Origin of the sequence: Halorientalis persicus, from assembly GCF_900110215.1 — an archaeon.
GTDB lineage: Archaea > Halobacteriota > Halobacteria > Halobacteriales > Haloarculaceae > Halorientalis > Halorientalis persica.
Genome location: NZ_FOCX01000014.1, coordinates 22,715 through 39,818, shown reverse-complemented (window position 1 = coordinate 39,818; position 17,104 = coordinate 22,715). Strand labels below are relative to the sequence as shown.

General features: G+C 63.0%; 15 protein-coding genes and 2 pseudogenes. 6 read left to right on the top strand and 11 right to left on the bottom strand.

Annotated features, from left to right (window positions below):
- Positions 1–66 precede the first annotated feature (66 nt).
- Positions 67–1,260 (top strand): bifunctional sugar-1-phosphate nucleotidylyltransferase/acetyltransferase, encoded by a 1,194-nt coding sequence (gene glmU, locus BMX17_RS14955; RefSeq protein WP_092661491.1) that lies wholly within the window; start codon positions 67–69, stop codon positions 1,258–1,260.
- Positions 1,260–3,050: a glutamine--fructose-6-phosphate transaminase (isomerizing) gene (gene glmS, locus BMX17_RS14950; RefSeq protein ID WP_092661489.1), complete on the top strand. Its 1,791-nt coding sequence runs from the start codon at positions 1,260–1,262 to the stop codon at positions 3,048–3,050. The genes glmU and glmS overlap by 1 nt, the downstream gene beginning before the upstream one ends.
- Here glmS and BMX17_RS14945 read toward each other — a convergent pair whose 3' ends face one another.
- Positions 3,051–3,677: a hypothetical protein gene (locus BMX17_RS14945; protein WP_092661487.1), complete on the bottom strand. Its 627-nt coding sequence runs from the start codon at positions 3,675–3,677 to the stop codon at positions 3,051–3,053. It lies immediately after the preceding gene.
- Positions 3,670–4,791 (bottom strand): DUF4330 family protein, encoded by a 1,122-nt coding sequence (locus BMX17_RS14940; protein WP_092661485.1) that lies wholly within the window; start codon positions 4,789–4,791, stop codon positions 3,670–3,672. The genes BMX17_RS14945 and BMX17_RS14940 overlap by 8 nt, the downstream gene beginning before the upstream one ends.
- Before the next feature lie 149 nt (positions 4,792–4,940).
- Between BMX17_RS14940 and BMX17_RS14935 the strand changes: the two genes are divergently transcribed.
- Together BMX17_RS14935 and BMX17_RS14930 are read left to right on the top strand one after the other, a co-directional pair.
- The gene (locus tag BMX17_RS14935) at positions 4,941–6,119 is read left to right on the top strand and encodes an NAD-dependent epimerase/dehydratase family protein (protein WP_092661482.1); all 1,179 of its coding nucleotides are present in this window, start codon (positions 4,941–4,943) and stop codon (positions 6,117–6,119) included.
- A gap of 3 nt (positions 6,120–6,122) precedes the next feature.
- Positions 6,123–7,067 carry an NAD-dependent epimerase/dehydratase family protein gene (locus BMX17_RS14930; protein ID WP_092661480.1) on the top strand — a complete coding sequence of 315 codons (945 nt, stop codon included), beginning with the start codon at positions 6,123–6,125 and terminating at the stop codon, positions 7,065–7,067.
- A 17-nt stretch (positions 7,068–7,084) separates the two neighbouring features.
- On the opposite strand, the gene BMX17_RS14925 is transcribed toward BMX17_RS14930, so the two are convergent.
- Genes BMX17_RS14925 through BMX17_RS14915 form a run of 3 tightly spaced genes read right to left on the bottom strand, consistent with a single transcriptional unit; the run spans position 7,085 to position 8,840 of the window.
- Positions 7,085–7,498 carry a type II toxin-antitoxin system VapC family toxin gene (locus tag BMX17_RS14925; RefSeq protein WP_092661478.1) on the bottom strand — a complete coding sequence of 138 codons (414 nt, stop codon included), beginning with the start codon at positions 7,496–7,498 and terminating at the stop codon, positions 7,085–7,087.
- Entirely contained in the window at positions 7,485–7,712 is a 228-nt protein-coding gene (locus tag BMX17_RS14920; RefSeq protein ID WP_092661476.1) for an antitoxin VapB family protein, read from the bottom strand. The genes BMX17_RS14925 and BMX17_RS14920 overlap by 14 nt, the downstream gene beginning before the upstream one ends.
- Before the next feature lie 42 nt (positions 7,713–7,754).
- Positions 7,755–8,840 (bottom strand): guanosine monophosphate reductase, encoded by a 1,086-nt coding sequence (locus BMX17_RS14915; protein ID WP_092661474.1) that lies wholly within the window; start codon positions 8,838–8,840, stop codon positions 7,755–7,757.
- Positions 8,841–8,948: 108 nt separating this feature from the next.
- On the opposite strand from BMX17_RS14915, the gene BMX17_RS14910 reads away from it, so the two are divergent.
- On the top strand, positions 8,949–9,929 hold the full coding sequence (locus tag BMX17_RS14910) for an NAD-dependent epimerase/dehydratase family protein (protein WP_092661472.1): 981 nt from the start codon (positions 8,949–8,951) through the stop codon (positions 9,927–9,929).
- Here the strand turns inward: BMX17_RS14910 and BMX17_RS14905 are convergent.
- The 5 genes and pseudogenes from BMX17_RS14905 to BMX17_RS14885 all read right to left on the bottom strand — a co-directional run bounded on the left by BMX17_RS14905 (position 9,926) and on the right by BMX17_RS14885 (position 14,397).
- Positions 9,926–11,317: an ATP-binding protein gene (locus BMX17_RS14905; RefSeq protein WP_092661470.1), complete on the bottom strand. Its 1,392-nt coding sequence runs from the start codon at positions 11,315–11,317 to the stop codon at positions 9,926–9,928. The genes BMX17_RS14910 and BMX17_RS14905 overlap by 4 nt on opposite strands.
- A 147-nt stretch (positions 11,318–11,464) precedes the next feature.
- Positions 11,465–12,540: pseudogene (locus BMX17_RS14900) on the bottom strand (hypothetical protein).
- Positions 12,537–13,403, bottom strand: coding sequence for an RNA ligase family protein (locus BMX17_RS14895; RefSeq protein WP_092661468.1), 867 nt, complete (start codon positions 13,401–13,403; stop codon positions 12,537–12,539). Before BMX17_RS14895 ends, BMX17_RS14900 begins: the two are co-directional and overlap by 4 nt.
- 1 nt (position 13,404) lies before the next feature.
- On the bottom strand, positions 13,405–13,644 hold the full coding sequence (locus BMX17_RS14890) for a hypothetical protein (RefSeq protein ID WP_092661466.1): 240 nt from the start codon (positions 13,642–13,644) through the stop codon (positions 13,405–13,407).
- A 186-nt stretch (positions 13,645–13,830) separates the two neighbouring features.
- Complete coding sequence (locus BMX17_RS14885) at positions 13,831–14,397, bottom strand: hypothetical protein (RefSeq protein WP_092661464.1); 567 nt, start codon at positions 14,395–14,397, stop codon at positions 13,831–13,833.
- Positions 14,398–14,953: 556 nt separating this feature from the next.
- Here BMX17_RS14885 and BMX17_RS14880 point away from each other — a divergent pair.
- Positions 14,954–15,645, top strand: a pseudogene (locus BMX17_RS14880) (IS6 family transposase).
- 121 nt (positions 15,646–15,766) lie between these two features.
- Here BMX17_RS14880 and BMX17_RS25240 read toward each other — a convergent pair.
- A complete protein-coding gene (locus tag BMX17_RS25240) occupies positions 15,767–16,942 on the bottom strand; it encodes a hypothetical protein (RefSeq protein WP_139203541.1) in 1,176 nt (391 codons plus the stop codon).
- Positions 16,943–17,104: the final 162 nt, after the last annotated feature.

Here is a 17,104-nt window from a genome sequence, read left to right as displayed (position 1 = left end):
CCGAAAATCGGGAAAATTGGGGTCGCCAGCCGGAAGGTTGAAACGGGCCGCCGGCAACCATTTGGTATGAGCGTCAGCACGGCGGTCGTCCTCGCTGCCGGTGAAGGGACTCGGTTGCGTCCGCTGACGCGCAACCGCCCGAAACCGATGTTGCCCGCCGCCAACCGCCCGATCCTCGAACACGTGTTCGACGCCCTGGTCGACGCCGGTATGGACGAACTCGTCTGTGTCGTCGGCTACAAACACGACCGGGTGCAGGACCACTTCGGCCCGAGCTACCGGGACGTGCCCGTCCAGTACGTCCGCCAGCACAAACAGCTGGGGAGCGGCCACGCCCTCCTGCAGGCCCGCGCGGCCGTCGACGGCCCGCCGCTGGTCGTCAACGGCGACCGACTCATCGAGTCCTCGATGGTCGAGGCCGTCGCCGAGGGGTTCGAGCGCCACGGTCCCAGGGCCGCCCTCGCAGTGATGGAACATCCCGACGCCGGCCAGTACGGTGCGGTCGTCCTCGAAAACGACGCCCTCACCGAGATAATCGAGAAACCCACGACCGGGGAGTACCGGCTGATCAACGCCGGCATCTACGCCTTCGACGCGGGGATTTTCGACGAGATCGCCGACACGCCCCGATCCGCGGGCGAACTCGCCCTGACCGACACCATCGCGCGCCTCGCCGACCGCGAGCAGGTCCGCGGGATTCGCTGTGAGGGGATGTGGGTCGACGCGACCTACCCCTGGGACCTGTTGACCGTCGCCCGGACGGTGCTGGCGCGGGGCAAAGTCGACGTGTCCCAGCGCGAGGAGGGCGTCTGGGTCCACGACGACGCTCGCGTCCACGACGACGCGACGCTGCGGTCGCCCGTGGTCGTCGGCCCGGACTCCGAAATCGGACCCGGCGCGGTCGTGGGCCCCGACGCCGCGCTGGGGTACAACGTCACCGTCGGCGCGAACGTGACCGTCGAGCGCACAGTATTAGACGCCGACGCGCGTGTCGATGCTGGGAGCGTTCTGATCGATACCGTGACCGGCCAGGACGTGGACGTTGGGGCCGGCTCGGTCGTCCCCGGCGGGCAGGCGGACGTGCGCGTCGGCAACGAGGTCTTCGAGGACCAGCGACTCGGTGCGGTACTGGCGGATCGGGTCACCGCCGAGGGCGACGTGAGCGTCGACCCCGGGACGCTCGTGGGCCCGTCGGCACACCTCCACACCGGAGCCCACGTCCGCGGGCAGATCCCCGACGGCGCGGAGGTGATGCGCTGATGTGCGGGATCATCGGCTGTGCCGGCCGCGACGGCGAGACCCTCGACGTGCTCGTCCACGGGCTCTCGAAACTCGAATATCGGGGCTACGACTCTGCGGGCGTCGCGCTCGCCGGTTCTGACCTCGACGTGTGCAAGACCGCGGGCGAGATCGACGACCTCCGGGCAGCGCTGGAAGAGCGCAGTCCCTCGGGCTCGGTCGGGATCGGCCACACCCGCTGGAGCACCCACGGACCGCCGACCGACGAGAACGCCCACCCGCATCTGGACTGCAACCGCGAGGTCGCGGTCGTCCACAACGGGATCATCGAGAACTACCAGGCACTCCGGGACGAACTCTCGACGGCCGGCCACGAGTTCCGCAGCGACACCGACACCGAAGTCGTCCCGCACCTGATCGAGGACGCCCTCGCCGACGGCGCTGACCCCGAGGAGGCGGTCCGTGAGGCCATCGCGCGACTGGAGGGGAGTTACGCCGTCTCGGTCGTCATGTCGGGCGTCGACCGCATCTTCGCGGCGCGCAACGACTCGCCGCTGGTGTTGGGCATTGATGACGAAGCATATTACCTCGCCAGCGACGTGCCCGCCTTCCGTGACCACACCGACCGGGTGATCTACCTGGCCGACGGCGAGTTCGCAGTCGTCGACGCCGACGGCTACCGGGTGACCACGCTGGACGGCGAGCCAGTCGAGAAGACCGTCGACACGGTCGACTGGGACCCCGAGGAGACCGGCAAGAGCGGCTACGACCACTTCATGCTCAAGGAGATCCACGAACAGCCCCGCGCGCTCCGGCAGTGCCTGCGGGGTCGGGTGGACGAACTCGCCGGACAGGTCGACCTGGCCGATCTCGGCGACCTCTCCCCACGTGGGATCCACCTCGTCGCCTGTGGGACGAGCTACCACGCGGCCGTCTACGCCGCCCAGCTGTTCCAGCAGGCCGGCATCCCAGCCCAGGCCTTCCTCGCCAGCGAGTACGCCACCAGCCCGCCGCCCATCGGTGATGCGCTGGTAATCGGCGTCACCCAGAGCGGGGAGACCGCCGATACCTTGAGTGCGCTTCGGGAGGCCCGCAAGCGCGGCGCGCGGACGCTCGCGGTGACCAACACGGTCGGGTCGACGGCCGCCCGGGAGTGCGATCACGCGATGTACATCCGGGCCGGACCGGAGATCGGCGTCGCCGCGACCAAGACCTTCTCCAGCCAGATCGCGGCGCTGAACCTGCTGGCGCTGGCGATCACGAGCGTCGGCGACGCCCGCGAGGTCATCAGTGGCCTGCGCGACCTACCCGGCGCGGTTCAGGAGATCCTCGACACCTCCACAGCACGGAAGATCGCCGAGGCCTACCGCGACGCCGAGTCGTACTTCTTCATCGGCCGTGGCCTGCACTACCCCGTCGCGCTGGAGGGCGCGCTGAAGATGAAGGAGATCACCTACAAACACGCGGAGGGCTTCGCCGCCGGCGAGCTCAAACACGGACCGCTGGCGCTGGTGACCCAGGACACGCCCGTGTTCGCGATCGTCACCGGCGACGACGAGCAGGCCACCAAGACCGTGGGCAACGTCAAGGAAGTCGAGGCCCGCGACGCGCCGGTCGTGGCGGTCACCGACGGCGCGAGCGACGTGGAGCGATACGCCGACCACGTCCTGGAAGTGCCCGACACGCACCGCCGCGTGGCCGCTGTGGTCGCGAACGTCCAGTTGCAACTGGTGGCCTACCACACCGCCGATATGCTCGGCCGGTCCATCGACAAGCCGCGGAACCTGGCGAAAAGCGTCACCGTCGAGTAATCAGTCGCGGTCGCCGTCGTCGCTGTTTCTGTGGTCGCCGTCGTCGTCGCGTGGCTCCGGTGGTTCCAGAACCGCCCGGAGGTGTCGGCCGGTGCGGGTCTCGGTGAGTTCCGAGGCCGACAGCGGGACCTGAATCGCCAGTGCGGCGAACCCGAACACGACCGCCCGAACGAGGAGCCCGGACTGCGTGAGATCACCGAGCGCCAGCGAGAGCGCCGTCTCGATCAGCACCGCGACGACCGCGACGATCCCCAGGGCACGGACCGGTGCGTCCGCGATCCCCGACAGCGTCGCTTCGACCGCCGACCCGTCCCACGCATCGGCAAGCGGGTCGACGACACGGTCCAGCACGCGGATGATCGGGGCCACTGTGTAGGTCTCCCGGAGGTCGATGACGATCACGTCGGGGTCGGGTTCGGCGGTCAGCCAGCGGTAACACCACGAGGCGCGGATCCAGTCGCCGACGGTGGCTGCGGTGCTGGTGATTCTGGACTCGGTAGCCGCGACCGACAGTCGGCCCGAGAGCGCATCGAGGGACTGGGCGATCCGGGAGTCTCTGGCCCAGTCGCTGACGGTGCTGTAGAGGTGCGCGACGACGGACCCATCACGGATCGACTGGTCACCCATTCGTCTCGAAGTCGAGGACGGTTCCACGGAGCGTGACGCTCTCGAATTCGAGTGTGACCGTCCGGCCTTCCGAGAGCGACCGGCCGTGGAACTGGAGTTCCGAGCCGCGCTGTCTGGCGGTCGCGTCGACGGTCAGTGTCACGTCGCGGTTGCGGGGGTGTTCCCGGACGAGCAGTTCGCCGGCCTCGTTGGCCCGGACGACCGTCGCCGGGTTCGAGGCGAGGGCGGTGACGCGTGCAGTCGCGCCGCGGTGGCTCTCGGCCATCTCCGTCGCGATGGCGTCGGCCACGTCGGGCCGGACGTTCTCCCACGCGACGGTCATCGTGACGTTCGTGGCGTCGCCAGCCGGGTCGAGCGAGCCGACACCGGTGACGGTCCCAGAGAAGCCGTCGACGCCACTGGTCCGGAGTGGGACGGCGGTTCCGACCCGGAGCGTCCGGTCGGCGAACTGCGGTTCGCCACCGACGGACAGCGTTTCGAGGTCGAGCCCGATCCGGAGTCGCCGTTCGTCGCTCCGGTTCGTCGGCACCGACGCGAGGGACTCGACCGTCGCGAGCGTGTGGTTCCCGACGGCGAATTGATCCCCTGTCTGGATCGCCGCGGCAGTCGACGATTCGACGGTCGTCGTGACGACGGCCGGCGTCGTTGCGGTTCGAAGCATCGGGCTGGTATCTCCGACCGAGCGGACCGTCGATTTCCGCTGGTATCCGTCGCCGACGACGGTGACGGCTCGCCCGGCTCGGATCGGGCTATCACCGACGGCCGTCCCTGCCGGATATGAGATCCGGGCGAAGACGCCCACCTGTCCATCGTCCGCACTCGTCAGGTACACGTCGGTGACGTTCACCGACGCCGTCGACCCGGCGAGTGTCACGTTGTCACCGGCCTGTATCGCCGACGCGAACCAGGACGGCTGCGCGCCGAACGCGACCGTTGCGTACCGGATCTCCGAATCGGGACCGTCACCGTCGCCGCTCGGCCCTGCGGGACCGCTGCCACCGCCGGTCACCAGCGCGACACCTGCGGCGACCACCGCCAGCACGACCAGTACGACGAGCGCGTCGACCACGTTGACGCGACCGAACAACCGTCCTTTCTCGTCGATCAACTCCATCAGTTGTCACTCGCGTCGCAAGCCGGCGGTATAGTGGTTTCGACAGGTTCGCGGACCGACGCCCCTGTGTCGGCCGTCCCGACCCTCTCCAGCCGTGACAGATCACAAACTATTTAGCCGCACATGGTTACTCACGAACTGAGTAACTAATGACGATACTCGTTACAGGCGGTGACGGCTACCTCGGGTGGCCCACCGCGCTCCGGATCGCGACCAGAACCGACGATCGAGTGCTGGCCGTGGACAGTTTCGAGCGGCGAGAGTGGGTCGAAGAGGTCGGCTCGACAAGCGCCGTCCCCATCGGCTGGATGGACGAGCGCCTCGCCGCGGCCCGCGAGGCCCACGACGTGCACAACCTCTCGTTCGTCCAGGGCGATCTGGTCGAGAAGGACTTCGTCGACGAGCTACTCACCGTCCACGAACCTGACGTGATCGTCCACACCGCGGCCCAGCCCTCCGCTCCCTATTCACAGATCAACGGCGAGCGGGCCAACTACACCCAGCACAACAATATGCAGGCCACCCGGAACCTCGTCTGGGGGCTGGAGGAACACGACCTCACGGACACCCACTTCATCGAGACCACGACGACGGGCGTCTACGGCGCGCCGGAGTTCCCCATCCCGGAGGGTGGCGCGGTCATGGAGAACCAGGGCGAGCGCGACGAGGTCCCCTTCCCGGCGGAGGCGGGGAGCTGGTATCACCTCACCAAGAGCCACGACGCCGCCAACCTCCGGCTGGCCCAGAGCCAGTTCTCGATTCCGATCTCGGACGTGCGGACGGCCATCGTCTACGGCACCGAGACCGACGAGACCCGCGCCGACGATGCCCTCAAAACGCGCTTCGACTTCGACTACTACTTCGGGACCGTCGGGCACCGCTTCGCCGCGCAGGCCGTGGCCGGCTACCCCGTGACGGTCTACGGGAAGGGCGAACAGCGCAAACCGTTCATCAGCCTCGAAGACGCCGTCGAGGGACTCGCCCGCATCGCGCTCGTGGATCCCGACGAGCGTCCCGACGACCTGACCGTGTACAACCAGGTCACGCGGGCCATCAGCATCGTCGAGATCGCCGAGACCATCGCCGACGTGGGCGACGAGTTCGACCTCGACGTGGCCGTCGAGCACTTCGAGAACCCGCGCGACGAGGACGAGACCCACAAGATGGAGATCGAGAACGACCGATACATGGAGGTCATCGGCGAGCAGGCCCAGGACTTCGAGGGCGGCGTCCGGGACATCTTCGAGACGCTGACCCGCTACACCGAGACCATCGAGGCCCACGAGGACCGGTTCCTCCCCGGCGTGCTGGAAGAGTCGGAGGACTGAGCCGTGGACGTGCTGGTCACCGGCGGCTGTGGCTATATCGGCAGCGCGCTGATTCCGATGCTCCGGGCCGACGACGCCGTCGATCGCGTGGTCGTCCTCGATTCGCTCTCCAGCGGCTCGCCCCGCGCGCTCCTGGGGACGCTCGCGACCGACCCCGACGACGGCGTCGACTTCCGCCGGGGCGACGTGCGCGAGTACGGCGACGTGGAGAACGCCATGCGGGAGGTGGACACCGTGATCCACCTCGCGGCGATCACCGGCGCGGCCAGCACCCACGACCGCCGCGACGAGACGATGGCGGTCAACTACGACGGCACCGAGAACGTCCTGAAGGCGGCGGGGAAACTCGGCGTCGAGAACGTCGTCTCGGCGTCCTCGTGTAACATCTACGGCCGGGCGATGAGCCGGGACATCGACGAGTCGGTCGACCCCGACCCGATCAACCCCTACGCCGAGGCCAAGTACGAGGCCGAGTCCCTCCTCGCGGACTACTGCGAGGACCACGACATGGACGGCACCGCCCTGCGGATGAGTACGAACTTCGGCTACTCGCCCGGCGTGCGCTTCAACCTCGTCGTCAACCACTTCGTCTTCCGCGCGCTGACCGGTCGCTCCCTGACGGTCTACGGCGACGGGTCGAACTGGCGACCGTTCATCCACGTCGAGGACGCCGCCGCGGCGTACAAACACGCTGCCTGCAATCCCGACGAGTGGGGCCACGACGTGTACAACGTCGGCACCAACGACGGGAACTTCCGGATCAGCGAGATCGCCGATCTGGTCCGGGACGAGGTCGGCCCCGTCGACGTGACCTACCTCGAAGACGAACATCCCGGGCCGTCGTATCACGTCAACTTCGATCGCCTGGGCGAGACCGGGTTCGAGCCCGAGTGGTCCCTGCGGGAGGGCGTGCGGGACCTGGCCGACCGGTTCACGGGCGCGGAGTAATCTTCGATCTGCTTCTCTCAGTATTCCGTCCAGTCGACGACCTGCACGTCGTCGATGCGCTCGAAGTGATCGACGTTCGCAGTCAAAACCGGGAGTTGTTCCGTCCGTCCAGTCGCGGCGATGTAGACGTCGTGGAGGTCGTTTAACGGCTCACCACGCGTTTGCAGGTCCGCGATTATGTCGGCCGCCGCGACAGCTACGGGTCTGTTCGCCGGGAGTACCTCGAACCGGGAACACAGTCGCTCGAGGTCCTCGATGGCCTCTCGGTGTGTCTCTGTGCCCGTTTCGTACTGCTTGTTCACGCCCAACCGGAGTTCGGTCAGTGTGACAGCGCTGATCGCGTGACGGCCTTCGTCGTCGAGTTTCTCGACCTTCCGGTCGACGCTCCCGCGGTCGATGTCGACGACTGTGGACGTATCAACGAGTTTCATCGTCCAGGCGCTCCAGCGTCCCTCCGCTCAGCCGACCGATATCGTCTTTGACATCCTCGTGTGTGCCTTCCTCGAAGATCCCCTGGCCAGTCACGTCCGCGAGCTTTCCGCCGGCCTCGAGTCGATCTTCGATGACCTCGCTGAAACTCCGATCCCCTTTCTCCCGCTTCAGTTTCCGGTACACGTCGTCGGAGATGGAGATGTTCTTGCTCATGGTTTGCGTATGGGTGTTTGTACGCAAAACTGTTCCGCCGACTCAGTCGTCGCCCTCGACCTGCGCGTGTTTCGTGCTGTCGACGCTGACAGTCTCCCACTCCTGGTCGGTGTGGGCACCCTCGCGCTCGCGGGCACTGGCCGCGACCCGGATGAACTCGGCTTTCTCGCGGGCGTCGGGGACGGTGTGCCCGCCGCAGTAGGAGAGTCCGGACTTGATACCGGCGCAGAACTCCTCGGCCACGTCGGCGACCGGTCCCTTGTAGGGAGTCAGCCCCTCGACGCCCTCGTCTTGAGTTACGTTCTCGTCCTTGTCAGAGCGGTCCTCGGCGGCAGCGGTCGTCGCCATCCCCCGGGAGCGCTTGTACCGGACGCCGTCGACCTCGACGGTATCGCCCGGTGCCTCGGCCGTCCCGGCGAAGAGACTGCCCAGCATGACCGTGTCCGCGCCAGCCATCAGCGCCTTCACGGCGTCCCCTGAGGTCCGGATGCCGCCGTCGGCACAGATGGTCACGTCCAGGTCTGCGGCGGCCTCGGCGCAGTCGTCGACCGCCGTCAGCTGGGGCACGCCCGCGCCCGCGACTTTCCGGGTCGTGCAGTGCGAGCCCGGGCCGATGCCGACTTTCACGCAGTCCGCGCCGGCGGCGTAGAGGTCCTCGACACCTGCGGGCGTGGCGACGTTGCCCGCGACGAGTTCGAGGTCGGGGAACGCGTCTCGGATGTCGGCGACGGCGTCGAGGGTGCGTTCCATGTGGCCGTGGGCCACGTCGACGACGACGGCGTCGACGCCGGCGGTGACGAGGGCTTCGGCCCGGGCGACGTGGTCCTCGTCGATGCCCACGGCGGCCGCGACCGGCTGGCCGGCGTCGGCGACCGTCGCGACCTCGCTGGCCTGCTCGTCGACGGTCAGGAAGCGATGGATCGTCCCGATCCCGCCGGCCTCGCCGAGTGTGATTGCCAGCTCGGCCTCCGTCACCGTGTCCATCGCCGCCGAGACCAGCGGCGTCTCCAGTTCGATGCCCGGCGTCAGGTTGGTCGTGAGGTCCACGTCGCTCCGGCTGTCGACCGGCGAGCGCTGTGGCAGCAACAACACGTCCCCGTAGCTCAGTCCCGTCCGCAGTTCGTCCATACCGCACCGAAACAGTAGCTTCGGCCGGATAAATCCGCCGGTCCCGGCGGACCTGTCAGTCCGGTCGGATCACGAAGGTTTGTAACCCCTCGCGTGGACAACGGGTCCATGAGCGATTCCGCCGAGTCCGTCCACGTCGCCGTCACCGGCGCGGCGGGCTACATCGGCAGCCGCGTCGTCGCACAGCTCCAGCGGGACCATCCCGACTGGACCGTCACCGCGCTGGACAACTTCTATCTGGGCGATCTCCGCGAAGTCGGCGACGTGCCCGTCGAGCACGTCGACATCCGCAACCGCGACCGACTGGAGGCCGCCCTCGACGGCGCGGACGTGGTCCTCCATCTCGCCGCCATCTCCGGCGTCGACGACTGCGACGACAAGCCCGACCTGGCCTACGAGGTCAACGTCACCGGGACCAACAACGTCGCGTGGTTCTGCAAGAAGACCGGAACTGCCCTGTGTTTCCCCTTCTCGATGGCCGTCATCGGCGACCCCGAAACCTTTCCCATCACCGTCGACCTCCCGCGGGACCCGCTGAACTGGTACGGTCGGACGAAGGTGCTGGGCGAGCGGGCCATCGACACGCTGGCCGACGGGGCCTTCCCAGCCCACCAGTTCATGATCTCGAACCTGTACGGTCGTCACGAGGTCGGCGGCCGGGAAGTCTCGAAGGGGACCGTGATCAACTTCTTCGTCAACCGGGCGCTGGCCGGCGAGACGCTGACTGTCTACGAGCCCGGCAGCCAGTCCCGGAACTTCATTCACGTCAAGGACGTGGCCGACGCGTTCGTCAAGAGCGCCGAGCGACTGGTCGAGCAGTCCAGTACTGATGAGACCGGGGTCGAGAAGTACGAGATCGCCAGCGACGAAGATCCGGGCGTGATGGAAGTGGCCGAACTCGTGCAGTCGATCGCTCGGGAGGAACGCGGCATCGAGGCCGACGTGGAACTGGTCGAGAACCCCCGGAGCGGGGAGACGCTGGTCGACGAGTTCGGGGTGGATACGGCTGCGGCGCAGGATCGGCTGGGCTGGGAACCGGCCGAGAGCGTCGAGGACTCGATTCGTGGGTTGCTCGCCGAATCAGACTAACTCTTCAGCGCTTCGACGACATCTTCGACCGTGAACAGTCGCAGGTCGTCCCGTTCGGTCGCGGCTTCTTCGACCGAGGGCTTGAATCCGCTGCGTGAGAAGAGCGCGTACTCTTCTCGTCGTTCGCTACCCGTCTCGGGCGTCCACCTGAGTTCGTCGACGTGTGTCTGTAGTTTCGAGAACGCGTCGTAGCCGAGTGGCGACTGCTGGAATTTACACTCGCCGGCGATCAGTGTTTCACCCTGAGTCAGTCCGACGGCGTCCACCTCGTGGTCCTCGTACCACCACTGGCCGGTCTCCGTGATCGTGTGTTCGGGGTAGAGCGTCCGGAGTGCCGAACAACACAACGCCTCGAACGAGTGGCTCACGAAATCCGCCAGTTCGGGTTCGACGAGGATCTCGTAGGCGTCGGTCCCGAGTTCGTCGTACCGGTCGCTCGATCCGTAGACGAAGCGAAACCAGAAGCGAAAGAAGGGATCACGGATCCGGTAGTGGCTTCGTTTGCTCCGCTCTTTCTGCTCGGTGATCGGAACGTGTCGATCGACGAGCCGTAACCGGGACAGTCGATCGAGATACTTCGAGAGCTGGTTGTAGTCGATCCCCGTCGTCCCCGCGATTTCGTTTCGGCTCGTACTGCCACCCGCGATCGCTTCGAGAATCGAGAAGTACCGTGTCGGTTCCGTGAGTTCCATCCGGAGGACGTAGTCCGGTTCGTCGTGGAGCGTCCCGTGTCGCGAGAGGATCGTTCGCTGCACGTTCTCGGCGAGCGTCGCGTCCGGCGACACCTCCTCGAGATAGTACGGGACGCCACCGAACACTCCCCACGTACTCACCTGCTCGGCGGCGGTATACGACTCGTCGAAAAACGCCATCGCGGCGTCGAAGGGGAGCTGTCTGATATCGAGCTTCAGCGACGACCGGCCGTACAGCGGGCTGTTACCCAGTAGCGCCGCCTCCTCCATCATGCTGATCGACGATCCGACCAGCACGATCGTCGCAGCCGAATCGTCGAGTTCGTGGTCGAACAGCGCCTGTAGTACGGACGGCAGGCTGTCATCCTGTTCGACGAGATACGGGAACTCGTCGAGGACGACGATCGCGTCCCGCTCGGCGAGATATCGAAGTACCTCCTCCCACTCCTCCCGGATCCGTTCGAGATCCGGGTAGGATTCCGCTGCAGTCTCGACGAACTGTTGCAGCTGTAACGTACTCGTTTTCTGTCTCGCCTGGTATATCACGGCATCGTCGTACCCGTCGAGCGACTGTTTCAGGAGTTCCGTCTTGCCGAGTCGCCGCCGCCCGAATACCACTGCGAGTTCGGCGTCGTCCGACTCGTAGAGCGAACGGAGTCGTTCGAGTTCCGCCGTCCGGTTCACGAACTCGACCATAGGGATGCTTCGGGGCCCGGGAGTATACTACTTTCCATAATCATACTCTGGAGTATGATACTCTCAAGTACAATACTCTGAATAATTTTATGACGTGCTGGGCACCATTGCCTGTGATCAGATCTGAGGTGTCGAAATAGATCGGCTTCAGGAGAGGTGTTTCCAGATCTCCGTCGGGTCGGCATCGTTCAGTTCGGCGTTGGTCTCCATCTTCCGGAGTTCGGTGATGCAGCGCTTAGCGACCAGCGGATAGACGTCGACCGGCGTGAACGCCACGTCCATATCCATCAGATCGTGCCAGTGTTCAGCCCAGATGTCCTCGACGACGCGCGGGTAGAGGTCGTCGTTCAGGTGGGGACCGAACTCCCGGCCCTCTTCGACGACCATCTTTCGCACCTGTTTCCGGATGCGGGCGGGAGTACAGTACGTCGCGACGACATATTCCGCGCCGGATTCGGCCTCGTCCGGTTGTCGCCCGAACTGTTCCGGTTCAGTTCCTCGAACTCGTCCCGGACGAGTTTCACCCGTCGACCGGACTCGTCACTCCGCACCACGACACCCTCGACGCGAACATCGTCAGCCAGCGACGACTGTGGGAAGGTGTGCGACTCGAGATCGAATCCTTCATCGGGACTGCCCAGAACCGTCGCCGGAGTGAATGATCGGTTCGTTGGTACGTCAGGGACGCGAATCCGATCGAATACAGCCCGGGCTGTCACCAGATCGAGAAATCCATCGAACGTCTCCTCGTAGGGATTGCCCGGGGCCGTCATGGTCTCGATGGCCGAGTACGGCAGGACGTCGAACCCGACTAGGGCGGGGAGGGACCGGTCCGTGTATCCGTAGTCGAGCGTCGAGTAAACGAAGTTCTCAGCGTAGACGATCACTGGCTCGTCGTATTCCGTGTGGAGCTCCTGGAGTGCTGCGGTGTCGATTCCCTCCCGGAGACAGCGGACGGCCCGGTGCAATCCGCCGTCGATATCGTCGAGCGAATCCCGGTGGCTCCCCCGGATCGTTTTGCGCGTTCCAAACACGAGACTTCCGTCACCGTCGGCAGCCTTGACGACTGGATCCGGATACTGGGCCGCGTAGCGGTCGTCGTATAGCGTGAACCGGAACGAACTCCCGTCGAACTTCTCCAGTAGCGTCAGATCCTGCTGGTCGAAGAAATTCGCTGGGACGACCGGGTGATCGTAGCGCGGAATCTTCGGATATACCTTCATGCGTCGGTGCCTCCCTGATCGCGCTCGAACTCGTCGAGGAACGCTCGCGTCCGCGCGGCCACCTCGGATCGGAACTCGCTCATATCGACCGACTGCTCGCCGTGGTAGAGCTGTTTGTGCTCTTCCCGAACAATGTCTTCGAGGACCTGCTCGTAGAGTGTCTGAAACGTCACTGTCTGCTCGCTGTCCTCGAACTTGGTCGCGAGCTTCTCGACCCGTCGTCTGGTCGCGTATCGCTCGGCCAGTTCCGACGCCGACCCGTCGACGGGGACCGTGTCGTCGACCTCCCGGAAGTTCGGGTGCAGGAGCTTCGCGCGCTGGCCCTGCTTGTTCCGGACGACGACGCCTTCGGCCGGCCCGTCGTACCACGCCGATTGCGGGATAGTGTACGATTCGGGGTGGAAATCCCGCGCGTTGCGTTCGCGCTCGACGGCGTTCACCGGCTGGAGGCCCAGCCGCTCGAAGATCTGCTCGACGGTGTCCGGTGGGAGAAACCCCTCCTCGGTCGCCGACCAGACGTCGAACCCGAGAACGGACGGCGTCCGCTCCCAGTCGTAGTCGATCGCGTGCTGGTGCATCGCTTCGCCGAAGAACACGACAGTTTCGACGTCCTCGACTGCCTCCCGGAGCGCGTGTCGGTCCAGTTCCGCCCGGACGTGCCGGACGGCGTGCTGGTACGGGTCGGGAACGGCGTCCGCCGTCTCGTAGATACGACTCCGATCGCCGAACCGCAACTGACCGGACTGGCGGAGCTGGAACCGGAAATTCGCCCCGTCGACTTTTTCGAGCAGCCAGAGGTGGCCGCTGTCGAAGAGGCCGTCCGGCGCGTTCGCGGCTCGTGGAATCGACGGGAACTGTTTCATGTTACTCCGGGTGGTCGAAACCGTCTCGCAGGTCTTCGAGGTCTCGTTCAAGTCGCTCGACGTGCGTTTCGAGTTCCTCGACGGACATCAACGCCAGCCGGAGGAACTGCTCGTCCCGGTCGGGCATCAGCGGCAGCTGACTCTCGGAGGCGTCCGGATCGGCGGGACCCTGGGACTGTTTGCGGACCAGTTCCTCGCGCGCTGCGCGAAGCTCCCGTCGAAGGCGATCTTCCTCGTTCATAGTGATCCACGCGTCCGGGGACGCAGCCCGCTACGGCCTGGGGAGGCGGTCGCGCGAACCGCTCACCGGACGCGTGGGTGTCCGACCAGCGGCCGAGACATACTCCCCGGTTTCTGTCACGGTGGTAAGTACTTTCTGTCGGTGTGGTCCCGGATCACAAAAGGGCCATCCCGTGACGATGGCGTTTTACTCGTCGAGTCGCGCCGCGACATCCTGAACCATCTGCGTGAGGGGCGAGTCGAGGCTGGCGTTTGCGGTCCGCTTGGCTTCTTCGAGGTGCTCCCCTCGTTTGCCGTCGTAGCGCGAGGCCATCTCGTCTAGCTCTGCCCGAACCGCTTCGATCGTGTCGCGCTCCTCCAGCGTGTCGTAGGTCCGGAAGACGTCTTGCAGTCCCTGCTTGGCTGACTGTCGGACACGGCCGTCTTCGTCGGTCATCGCTTCGAGGAAGAACCCACACAGCGCATCCGTCTGGTCGACGACGGTCTCCCGGTCCGGACTCGATGCCTGCTCGTCTTGCAGGTTGACCGCGGCCGCGAGTCCGGGGGCGAGTTCGTCCGTGACGCGGACACAGGACTGTCGCACGTAGCCGTCGTCGCTCGCCCCGTACAGCGTCGTCAGACCGTCGAAGCAGTCCTCGAACGATCGAACGCGCTCGTCGATGTCCCACGCGCCGACCTCTTCGACGACGGGGTTGACGCGCTCTGCATCAGCGGATGCGATGTCGTCGCGAAATTCGTCCCAAGGCTGGGGCATACGCTTGTGTCTCTCACGTCGTTCCTTAATCAGACGTGATTCAGCAGGGTGGCGTTGCAGATGTACGCCCCTATGCTGGCGATAAAACTCCGCTACCGGCACCGGTTCATAACCAGTTCCAGCCACTGAGTGACGTGTATAGGCGATTTCGGGGCAGTTAGGACAATCGTTGAGACTCATAAACAGGCTCCACAGCCCGCAAGATAAGAGAATGAGAACTGGAAAACGAACTAGGACTGGGCGGACTGTCGAATCAATGGGCCGATTCGGCCGGTAGCGGCCCTGTATACCCGAATGTTGCCCCGACAACAGATATTAATAACGAGTTTTTGAGGTATACTAACAAGCTGGATTTTCATAATCGGCTCACGTATGGTGGTTTAGACCGATTATGACTCTGGTATGGCTGTCGATATATCGGCACCCCACGGTTCGGATTCGGTCGTGCTCTGACTGCTCTACTTGCTTTGGCAACGTGGGGCCAGTCGTGGTCTCGTCTGTCGGGACGGTGTTCAGATAAGGATGAAAAGTGAGGCGATGTGTTTTCTGAGTGTCCATGCCCGAAAACACACGCCTCGGCGGGAGTACCGACCAGATCGACTTAGAGTTTGTTGAACGAGAAGCGACACCGCGACTGCTGATGAAGCTCGGTATTCAGTTGCATCTCGCCGGACTCTCGCTTTCGAATACCGTTTCGGTTCTTGATATATTCGGTGTCGAGCGAGCGCGATCCACCGTGCATAATTGGGTTCACAAGGCAGATCTACAGCCCGAAACTGGATGCAGTCCGGATCACGTTGCGGTTGACGAGACCGTGATCCGACTCAACGACGAGCAATACTGGCTGTACGCTGCGGTCGATCCCGACACGAACGAATTACTCCATACAAAGCTTGAGCCCGTGAGAACGAACGCTCTCGCTCACGCGTTCTTCGCTGAACTCCGCGAGAAACACGACGTGGACGACGTCCTCAGAACGCAAAGCGTTCTGATGGGCTGCACGAGAACTTCGTTCTCGTGAACGCCGTGTTTCTCGTCGATGGTGCAGCACCACTGAAAGACGCTTGCCAGCGACACGGCCTCGATTTCAGATACAAACGCCACGGAAATCGGAACAGTGTCGAACGTGTCTTTCGTGAGGTAAAACGCCGTACCTCTTCGTTCTCAAACTGTTTCAGCAACGCCCAGCGAGACACAGCTGACAACTGGCTCCAATCGTTCGCCTTCGCATGGAATCAGCTAATCTGAACACTACCCAATATTTAGGGCCAAACTCAATCAACCGCCAACGCATATACTCTTGTGTACTCCTGGATACAAAATCAGCGTAGAATCTGTGTTAGGTGTCTTCTGGAGCCTTCTGGACAAATTACCACTGTATCTGGTTAATTTCCTGCATATATCTTGTTCGTTTGTCTGACTCAAGATGTTCAATCGCCTGTTCACGGTATTTTGTGTACGCATCATCGTTGTAATTCAGCTTCGCCTGCGCACTTTGTTGTAAATTATTTGAAATTTTATATAAAGTATTTGCAAGATCAAAACCAGGGGCAGTCGCATCGTATAAGATTCCATCTGATCGGATACTTTTGATATCATCTCGTCCCTTTTGTAAGGAAAATGCAGCTGAATCCAATCGAAATTCAGAACCATCATATTCTCTATCTGCATACATACTTACACCTCTTTCCAACTCTGCAAGACCATCGCTTATATCTTCGACTGCATTCGATAGAGATCTGAATGAGTCAATTAATGTCTCTAGCTGTGTGATTTTACCCTCGTACATATCTTGTACGTTTGGATGAATAATCTGCATAGATGTACCATCAGTTTCAGACTGAATTATATCGACTGCTTCATTCGCATCTGAAACTTTTTTATCTTGCCGTGTTATCGGTGAATCTACAGTTGTTGTATTTCCATCTTCGAGATATCCTATTGCAGTGTGATATTCAGACAGTGCGTTTTGAAGTGCAGCGTCCGCTTGTGCAGCGTGCTTGAGGAAAATTCCGACTTGCTCAAGGGCAAGTATCCAGACTTTTTGTCCCTCTGTTGCTGACTTTGAGGCTTCAACTAGAGGCTTCCGTGTCCGTTGGATTTCATTCTGAATTTGACTGAGCGAAAAGGACTCGGTAGTCGGGGAAACAGAAGTTATGTCGGCTTCTGCCCCACCAAAGCTTGCATAGATATCGATTGCTTCAACCAGATTCTGACGTGCTTTTTGCAGATGCTTTGCTGCCTGTTTGTTGCTTTTGGCTGGTGTGGGTAGTTGTTCCCGATCATCTCGATTACCATCTTCCCCAAAATCAAATGTTACATCTGACCCAAGCTGGCTACTATTAAAATCAAAGTCTCGCTCAATTTGACCAATATCAAAATCGTGCCTGTCGGCAATATTGCTAAAGTTGAACTCTGGTTCATTTAGGCTCCCGACGCCCCTTCCTCCCTGATAGACGCCTTGTCCATTGCCATGGCTTGGGTTACCCGAGCATCCTGCTAGAAAAATCGAGCCCGCAGTTAATAACATGGTTCGTCGTTTCATACCTTACTACTGTGTCTCTCTGCTTTCCATCTAAAACATCTGCCGGCTAAAACCGGGCGTATAAGTAAGGTGATCCACTGACTGTGGTCAGCAGCCTATAGGAGAATCTGGAAGTCTTTGCAGGGGTATCTGCCGAAGACAGCGTGTCTCGTTGGTTCTCCG